7 protein-coding genes and 1 pseudogene are annotated in these 6,000 nt (G+C 71.5%); 3 read left to right on the top strand and 5 right to left on the bottom strand.

Annotated elements, in window-relative coordinates; translation table 11 throughout:
* Positions 1 to 338 precede the first annotated feature (338 nt).
* Positions 339 to 461, top strand: coding sequence for a hypothetical protein (locus AB0447_RS34305; protein ID WP_366480841.1), 123 nt, complete (start codon positions 339 to 341; stop codon positions 459 to 461).
* A 107-nt stretch (positions 462 to 568) separates the two neighbouring features.
* On the opposite strand, the gene AB0447_RS34300 is transcribed toward AB0447_RS34305, so the two are convergent.
* A complete protein-coding gene (locus AB0447_RS34300; protein WP_366480845.1) occupies positions 569 to 1,411 on the bottom strand; it encodes a phosphatase PAP2 family protein in 843 nt (280 codons plus the stop codon).
* 102 nt (positions 1,412 to 1,513) lie between these two features.
* A pseudogene (locus AB0447_RS34295) lies at positions 1,514 to 1,879 on the bottom strand (phosphatase PAP2 family protein); the annotation flags it as partial.
* Between the two features lie 612 nt (positions 1,880 to 2,491).
* Here AB0447_RS34295 and AB0447_RS34290 point away from each other — a divergent pair.
* The gene (locus AB0447_RS34290; RefSeq protein WP_366480840.1) at positions 2,492 to 3,223 is read left to right on the top strand and encodes a restriction endonuclease; all 732 of its coding nucleotides are present in this window, start codon (positions 2,492 to 2,494) and stop codon (positions 3,221 to 3,223) included.
* 67 nt (positions 3,224 to 3,290) lie between these two features.
* Here AB0447_RS34290 and AB0447_RS34285 read toward each other — a convergent pair whose 3' ends face one another.
* On the bottom strand, positions 3,291 to 3,590 hold the full coding sequence (locus AB0447_RS34285) for a hypothetical protein (protein ID WP_366480839.1): 300 nt from the start codon (positions 3,588 to 3,590) through the stop codon (positions 3,291 to 3,293).
* A 404-nt stretch (positions 3,591 to 3,994) separates the two neighbouring features.
* On the opposite strand from AB0447_RS34285, the gene AB0447_RS34280 reads away from it, so the two are divergent.
* On the top strand, positions 3,995 to 4,237 hold the full coding sequence (locus AB0447_RS34280; RefSeq protein ID WP_366480838.1) for a protealysin inhibitor emfourin: 243 nt from the start codon (positions 3,995 to 3,997) through the stop codon (positions 4,235 to 4,237).
* 612 nt (positions 4,238 to 4,849) lie between these two features.
* Here the strand turns inward: AB0447_RS34280 and AB0447_RS34275 are convergent.
* Together AB0447_RS34275 and AB0447_RS34270 are read right to left on the bottom strand one after the other, a co-directional pair.
* Positions 4,850 to 5,305: a hypothetical protein gene (locus tag AB0447_RS34275; RefSeq protein ID WP_366480836.1), complete on the bottom strand. Its 456-nt coding sequence runs from the start codon at positions 5,303 to 5,305 to the stop codon at positions 4,850 to 4,852.
* Positions 5,306 to 5,442: 137 nt separating this feature from the next.
* A complete protein-coding gene (locus tag AB0447_RS34270; protein ID WP_366480835.1) occupies positions 5,443 to 5,736 on the bottom strand; it encodes a hypothetical protein in 294 nt (97 codons plus the stop codon).
* Between the last annotated feature and the right edge of the window lie 264 nt (positions 5,737 to 6,000).

The raw sequence follows: 6,000 nt of genomic DNA, 5'->3' as shown, positions 1-6,000 counted from the left end.
GCATCATCGGCCTTGCCGCCTGTGACACGGAGGGCTACAACCTCCACTCCAAGTACATGATCATCGAGGCCCCGATGCGGTGTCAGCCCGCGCAGCGGTCGGCGGTGGCGTCGGCAGCCACCGTGGTTTCCGGTCGGCGGCCCCGGCCGGCGCCGGTCTCCGAGCGGCCGACCGGTCGACCGGTCGACCGGTCCACGGAACGCTCTTCGACCATCCCGACATCGCGTACTGGACCCCGATCGTCTCCCCGCTCGGCGAGGTGATGCTCCGGCGTGCCCCCGAAGGGACCGAGATCGGCTACGCGGTCGGTCCGGCCCACCGAGGCCAGGGGGCCGGCCGTGCGAGCGGTGCGGTTGATGGCCGCCTACGCCTTCGGGCAACTGGACGCGGAGCAGGCGATCCTGGAGCTGGAGGCCGAGACGCCCCGTCATGAGGAACACAGCCCGGTAGGACCGCGCTGAGGCGGTCCTACCGCTCCCCGAAGGCTCCGGGAGATCCGTGCCGGAGCGGGGTTCGCCGCCTCGAAGATCGGAGCGGGCCTGAGGTGTCCGGACGCGGCGCCGGGGGTTCAGTCCCGGGGGTCGTCGGCGCCGCGGGATGAGGGCGAGGCGGGAGGTGAGGGCGAGGCGGGTGGTGAGGGCGGGAGCTCTGAGGCTCGTACGTCCAGCGGCGGTTCGGGGGCGGGGGCCGAGAGCTCCGGCTCCAGGCCCTCCCGCATCACGACCGTCCGGCGCCTGCCGGTGTCCGCTCGCCAGGCTTCGAAGACCAGCGTCGTCGCGGTGACCACGGCCAGGCCGAGCAGCCAACCGCCCACGACGTCGCTCACCCAGTGCACGCCGAGCGCGACGCGCGTGTAGCCGACACCCGCCACGGAGACCACCGCGAGCGCCCAGGGAACCGGCCGCCAGGCGCGGGGTACCAGGGGCAGCAGGACGAACAGGAGGACGGCGCACGAGGTGACGGCCGTCATCGCATGGCCGGACGGGAAGGAGAACCCCGGCGCGTGGGCGACCGGATCAGGCAGATGGGGCCGTGCGCGCTCCACCACGCTCTTGACCAACACCCCGGTCAGGGCGCCGGCCATCGCGGTCACGGACGCCCAGGCCGCGAGCCGCAAGGCGCGGCGGGTCAGGAGCCAGAGTGCGAGCAGGGCAACCAGCAGACGCATCGTCACGGGGTCCCACACGAAGTCGGTGAGGACGTGGAGGACGCTCACCCAGCCGGGATGGCCGAGGGCGGCCTGGTGCAGCCGCTCGGCCGCGGCCCGGTCGAGCCGGTGCAGCGGCGGCCACCCGGACTCCACCAGGACCAGGGAGAGGGCGAACGGCACGGATGCCGCGGCCGTTGCGGCGGCGGTCAGGAGGAGTCTCGCTGCGAAGGTGGCGTCGGGCCCGGAGTAACGTGCCGACAGGGCCCGCACGGTGGTTCGCATTCGCCGGGACGGGCCGGTGCGCGCCGTCCCGGGCGCCGGCGCGTCGCGGCCGGACAGTACGACGGACCCGACGATCAGCAGGGTCGCCGCGCCGTTGAGCAGGCCGCCCGCCACGTCGGTGGGGTGGTGCATGCCGCGGTACACGCGGGACAGCGCGACGGCCGCCGGCACGAGCAGCGGAACCGTCGCCGCGGCATACCGCCACCGGCCGCGGCCGCGTGTCCTCAGCAGCACGATGACGGCCAGTCCCGCGTACAGGGCGACGGCGGCCCCGACGTGTCCGGACGGGAAGCTGGAGGTCGGTGGCGCGCCGTCCAGGCGGGGGACGTCGGGGCGCGGCCGTCGTACGAACGCCGTCACCAGCAGGAACACGGCCGACTGCCCGGCGACCGACGCCGCGAGGAAAAGGGCCTCGGCCCGCCACGCGACCTGCGGCAGCACGAGCATCGCCACGGCGCAGACCAGGGTCACGCCGATGACGCTCTCCGTGTCGGCCAGTACGGAGAGCCACCGTGTGAGGGCCGTGAGCGGTGCGACGCGTTCCTCGGCGAGGTACCGATTGGCCCGGTCCTCCCATGGCAACCGTCCCTGGTCTGCCGCAGGTCCGGTGAGCAGGGTCCCCAAACCCGCCATCAGTGCTGCCTGGACCGGCAGGAGCAGCAACGGCCAAATCCTCCGGCGCGCAGCCGGACCGTTTTCCCGCGTCATGAGGATCTTGTTGCCACGGTGGGCCCGATGATGCGCCGTGCGCGGCCGAGCCCGGACTGGGCTCAGCCGCTGACCGGCAGGGTTCCGGTGCGCCGGGCCCGTTTGGATCCGGAGATCCCGATCAGACGAAGGGAGACGTTCCGGGTCCGCCATCGCCGGGGCGGTGATCGGCCGTGTCGGGTGGCGAGAGGCGGGGCCTCGCCGAGGGGGCGAGGCTCGTGAAGGGTGAGGAGGGGGCGTATGACGGCATCGGGAGGGCGCCGACGCGGTGGGGGCGAGGGTGCGGCGCCGGTGGGGCGTGACGTCGTGTTGGCTGTGGGGCTGGTGGGGATCTGTCTGGGCGGATCGGCCGTGTTCGTCAGGACGGCCGCGGTGGCGGGCGGCGGAGGCATACCGGTGATGCCGATCGTCACGATGATCGTCCTGGCCGCCGGGGTGGCGCTGGCGCGGTGGAGCGTGGCGCCGGGCCGACGCCACTCCCCCGCTCGTGGGCCGGGCTCGCACGGGCCGGGCTCGCAGGCGCCGGGCTCGCGCGGGCCGGGCGGCCCGGCGGCGCTGGGGACGCCGTCATCCTGCGCTCCGCCGACAGCCGGAGTGGAGGCCGCACCGGAGGCGGCCGGCCTGCCCGAGGTGAGCTCCGGCGCCCTGGACCACACGGCGGTGGACGCCGACGGCTTCGAGCACACGGTCGCCGCGTTGTGCGCCCGCGACGGCTGCCCGCAGGTGGAAGTGGTCGGCGGGGCGGGCGACTTGGGGGCCGATGTGATCGCCACGACGGCGGATGGCCTGCGCGTGGTCATCCAGTGCAAGCACTACGGCGAGGGCAACCGGGTCGGTTCGCAGGACGTCCAGCGCTTCGGCGGCACCTGTTTCGCCGTCCACGAGGCCGATGTGGCCGTCGTCGTGACCACCAGCGCCTTCACCGCTCCGGCCGCGGAGTACGCCGCCACGTGCGGCATCGTCTGCGTCGACGGTGACGGCCTGGCCGCGTGGACGGAGTCGCGAACGCCACCGCCGTGGGAGGCCGCCGCCTCGGCGCGCGCCGAGGCAGGGGCGGAAGGGGTGACGGCTGCCGACGTCTAGAAAGAGCGGACGAATTTCGCAGTCGCAGGCGTGAGGCGTGAGGCGTGAGGTTTGAGGTGACCGGACGTCAACGCACTTGGATGCCCGCGCCGTACGGCGTTCCGCCACTGTGGCAGATGGCGGTACTGGTGGTACCGACCCGGCGCCACGTGGGGTCGTAGACGGTGTAGTCCCGTGCCAGGGGCCTGTCGCACTTCGTGTACACGCGGAACTCGCCGGTGCCGTTGGTACACGTACCGGCCGCGGTGGTACTGGACTTGTACCAGGTACGGCAGTCGTACGGGTCCGCTGCCGCAGGGCTCGCCCCGGCCATCGCCAGCCCGGCACCCAGGGCCAGCGAGGTCATCAAGGATCCGATGCGCTTCATCCATGGTCCCGATCGAGAGGTTCAGTTGGGGCGTCGCGTCGCTCGCACGTAGAAGACCCGAAACACCTCCACTATCCGCGCACCGGCCGGCCCACCACAACCCCGCGCGGGCCCCACCGGAACACAGGGCCGGCGCTGGGGCCGGTGAGACGGCGTTGGCCTGCCGCCCCCACCCATGCCCCAGGGGTTCGCGGGCCCTCAGCGGTCGATGACGCCCTGGAAGACATGCGCTGGAAGGCGATGCCGACCGTCCCCCCGACGAAGGTCGGCCACCCAGCGGCGTTTTCCGGACGTTCGTACCGCCGCGGCTCTGCTCCGTGATAGCGGGCGGGTGTTCGGGGCACCCGCGGCAGTGGCAGCGACGTACAGATCGTGCGACCCACCACGAACCGGGAGGAACAGCCATGCTGATCACGGTCACCCGCTCCGGAGGCTTTGCCGGCTTCGAGAAGCTCCGCGCACTCGACACCTCGGACCGCGCGGACGCGGCGGAGCTGGAGGAACTTGCGCAACGGGCCGTCGCCCCCGTGGCCGACGGCTACCACTACCGGATCACCGTCGACGACGAGGTACTCGACCTTCAGGACCCTTGCCTCTCCGACGCCCAGCGGACACTGATCCGCGCCGTCCTCGGCGAAGGCGCCTGACCGGCGGCCTGGACGCCATCGCCTTTGGCGGCCCGCCCTGCGTGGCGGGCACCGCGCAGTTTCGAGAGCGAATCCCGGGGCACACGACGTAGCGTCACGATGGGCTACACCGGGAGGGTTCATGTCCGGACTATTCGCAAAGATAAAGCAGTTCAGCCGCAGCCCGCAGGGGCAGCGGACGATCGCTTCGGTGCGGCGTGCAGCTTCCGACCCGCGCAAGCGGGAGCAGGCCCGCGGAATGCTCAGGCGCCTTCGAGGCAGGCGCTGACATCGGCCGGCGCAATCGCGTCCGCGCCTGACGGAAGGCGCTGAGACCGCTGAAACTCCGCTCCGTTGGGCCCCACGGCCCTGCCGAGGTCCGTGACGTCAGCGCTCGCCACGCCTGGGCCGCAACGCAAACGTACCGTGCGCGCGCGAAGCCTCATTGAAGTCGAGACCGAAGCAGCCCCGCATAACTGGGCCGCCGAGATGCCCCGCAGGCCTTCGACGACCCGCGCAATTGCCACTGCGCGCCCACGCGAAGGCCCCGCCTCAAAGCCCAGGCGGGGCCTTCGCGTCAGCACAAACCAGCCCGCCGTCGGCACCGGCCACGGGTGACGTTCCGGGGCCGGGTCAGGTTCTCGCCCGGCGCAAGGTGAGGGCGAAGGCGCAGGTCGTGACGGTGAGGATGACGGTCGGTGGCAGGGGCAGGAACATGAGGGATGTCGCCAGGCCGACAAGTGAGGCGGCCAGGAATGTCCATCCGAAGGCGGTGCGCCGCTGGACAAGTGCCGGGAATTGCCGCACGGCAGTGAGACCGAGAGCCCCGCAAGTGATGACGAACAGGGCCATGGCAAGGCTCATGCCCTGAAAGACTTCGAGAGTGCTGCGCTCCAGGCCGAGCAGAGTCATCCTCGTTTCCCCCATGGCGCGTGACGACGCTTGCTGTTCCGGGCTCGGATCCCGTACGGCCGCGCCGACCAGAGCGAGGTGCCCCGCGCCCAGCAGGACGAAGCCCCCGGCCCCGGTCCTGAAGGCCCACAGCGGCACGGGCCGACGCTCGATGACGGGTGTTGCGGTCGCGCTCACCTTGACTCCTTGCGTTCGCTCACCCTCTACGGCTGTAGAGGGCGGGTCGAACTCTACACCTGTAGAGGCGGGGTGGTTGCCGTGTCCCGCCCTCAGGTCCGGAAGTGAGGCGGGAAGCCTGATGCGCCGCGAATTGCTCAAGTGCGCGGCCGGTTCGCGGCGGAGTCCGCCCGGAACTCCTCGCCGAACTTCTCCACGCCGGCATCCGAGACGTCCAGCGGAACCCACTCGATCCCGGTGAATCCGGCCGCCGTCAGTGTCTGCTCGTACGTGTCCTTCGACGGCGCGGTGGCCTCGAACGACACGGGCGGATCCAGCAGGGCCGTGATCCGCGTCCCCCGGCCGATCTCGTTGTCCTTGCCGGTCGCCTCGCACAGGACCCCGTACTTGGCCAGCGATGGGCCGTCGAAGTCGAAGCCCGGGCTCTGCACAAAACAGGTAGAACGCACCGCCGGCAACGAGGCTGCGCCGGGTGTTGCACATCATCTGCTCGATCTCGGCAACGTCGTTCGCCTTGAACGCGCGGCTGTAGAAGCCGGTACCGCAAGCGATGTCCGGTACGGACTTGCCGGTGGCGTCGCCGACCAGGGCGAGGAAGCCCGGTACCTCGGTGTAACGAACGATGGGCAGGGTCTTGAAGCCTTCGAAGGATCAAGCATCAAGGCTTCTCCGGCTTCACCACCTTCTCCACGTTC

The sequence above is a fragment of the Streptomyces sp. NPDC051211 genome (assembly GCF_040689505.1).
GTDB lineage: Bacteria > Actinomycetota > Actinomycetes > Streptomycetales > Streptomycetaceae > Streptomyces.
This window is presented reverse-complemented; position numbering and strand designations above follow the sequence as displayed.

Excerpts from the sequence above, each read along its gene's own strand:
- AB0447_RS34285 (WP_366480839.1), bottom strand. The coding sequence starts at position 3,590 with ATGAAGCGCATCGGATCCTTGATGACCTCGCTGGCCCTGGGTGCCGGG.
- AB0447_RS34280 (WP_366480838.1), top strand. The coding sequence starts at position 3,995 with ATGCTGATCACGGTCACCCGCTCCGGAGGCTTTGCCGGCTTCGAGAAG.